At 37.3% G+C, this 1,818-nt stretch carries 2 protein-coding genes; both read right to left on the bottom strand.

Translation table 11 applies throughout. The features are described 5' to 3' along the window. Positions 1–104 precede the first annotated feature (104 nt). Entirely contained in the window at positions 105–350 is a 246-nt protein-coding gene (locus LC115_01155; protein MCZ2355288.1) for a DUF1016 N-terminal domain-containing protein, read from the bottom strand. A gap of 109 nt (positions 351–459) precedes the next feature. Further along, positions 460–1,668 (bottom strand): T9SS type A sorting domain-containing protein, encoded by a 1,209-nt coding sequence (locus tag LC115_01150; protein MCZ2355287.1) that lies wholly within the window; start codon positions 1,666–1,668, stop codon positions 460–462. Between the last annotated feature and the right edge of the window lie 150 nt (positions 1,669–1,818).

Here is a 1,818-nt window from a genome sequence, read left to right as displayed (position 1 = left end):
CAATGAGTTATAGAGAAAAAGCGTTGATCTTGGGTAAAAGTGATGAAGTCAGGAGTGAAGATAAAAATTGATTGTCCGAATACACCTCAAAAAACTGTTTCATTCTATACAAACCTCTGCGGTTGAAACCCGCAAAGGTTGGGAACTCTTGATAAAATGAAATCCGATAATTGCTGAACGATATTTTCGCCCCATTTTCCTGAATTTACTCTGTCAGAAACAACCTTTCCCACGTTAAAATACAACAAAACCAACTCGCTGTTTGCTTTGCTGTAAACACGGTTTCTTGCTTCGGTTATGAGCGATAGAATATGCTCAAAATCTTGCTTGTATGTGTTGTCTAAATTCATCTTTAATCTCGTTGCAAAGTTACATTTTCTTTAAGGTAAATTACCATTTGAAGCAACAAAAAATCTCCAATGCTGAAAGCGTTGGAGGTTGAAAGAGATTGAAACACTTTTACTTGTTCACGACAAGTTTTTTGTGAGCAACTGCACCGTTGCTTTCTACTTGAATGATGTAAACTCCGTTTACAAAACCTGTTGTACTGATTGTTGTTTGTTCGTTTTTGATTACAAAACTATAAACTTTTTTTCCTGTAATGTCCGTAATGCCTACAGTTGAACCACACGGTAAATTATCAATTGTTACGCTTTCTTTTGCAGGGTTTGGATAAATGTGAGGTGTTAAAGAATTACCACTGCTTTCATTTATTGCAGTAGGTGACCAAAGCGTTCTTTTCCATATTTTACCATCTTCACAACCAGCGTACATATACGCACTATCAATTGTAAGACAGTTCACGCCTCCCATAATGGCGTTATCCAAAGACCAGTTAGCACCGCCATCGGTAGTGAACTGCACACCATTATTTAAAAAAGTTACCGTGTCATTCACCCCGGCAAAAATAAAATTTGAAAATCCTGCAAAAGCTCTGATTGCTGCCATATGATTTAAGAAGCCATTTGCGTACTGCCATGTCGGGTTAGTTGAAGCCGTTGCATAATAGAGTGTATTACCAGTAGTAGCCGCACCCCCTCTTGAAACAACTATATTTCCTACTTCATCTGCTCCCATTAAGCTAAAATCAGAGGTTGTATTATAACCATTGTTGGCTGGGTTCCATGTACTGCCGTTATTTGCAGAAACTTGGGGACCATACCAGTCTCCATGAAACAGGTAATTGTTACTCCAAATAAAATTTTCATAACATCCCCAAGGAAACGATATTAAGTTCCATGAAACTCCATTATCTAAAGACTTATAGGTATTGCAGCTTCCACAGCAGTGTTTTGCCCATATTGCTGCGCCATTTTTAAAAAATGAACTCACACGGTCGAATTGGGTATTTTCTGCCACAGTCCATGAGGTATCAGTTAAAGCTTTATAAGCAATAGTCCCTGTTCTGCTTCCGCTAATGATATTGGAATTACTGATGGTGAGGGCTGTAATATCAAAATCTGGCAATCCTACACTGTTATTCGCCCATGTAGCTCCTCCGTCAATGGAGATGAGAACTCCATTTTGAGTTCCTGCTACAATCAGTCCTCCCTGAGCGGCTATACACTGAATGGGGTCAGTGTTCGGAAATACGGAAAATTGTTGATATTGTGCAAATGAAAAATTTGCCAGCAATAAAGATGTAATGGTAAAAATAATTCTTCTCATTTTGTTTATACTAAAGTAACTAAGATTTAGGTGTCGAGTTTCACAACGTTATTGATGTGAGTTGATATAATTTTGGTTCAAATTTAGGATTTTATTCACTACCGTCCGATTAAAAATCAAAATGTTTTATTTTGATTTTTAATTAGCTGA

This window comes from Bacteroidia bacterium, from assembly GCA_026932145.1.
In the GTDB taxonomy this organism is placed as follows: domain Bacteria; phylum Bacteroidota; class Bacteroidia; order J057; family JAIXKT01; genus JAIXKT01.
This window is presented reverse-complemented; position numbering and strand designations above follow the sequence as displayed.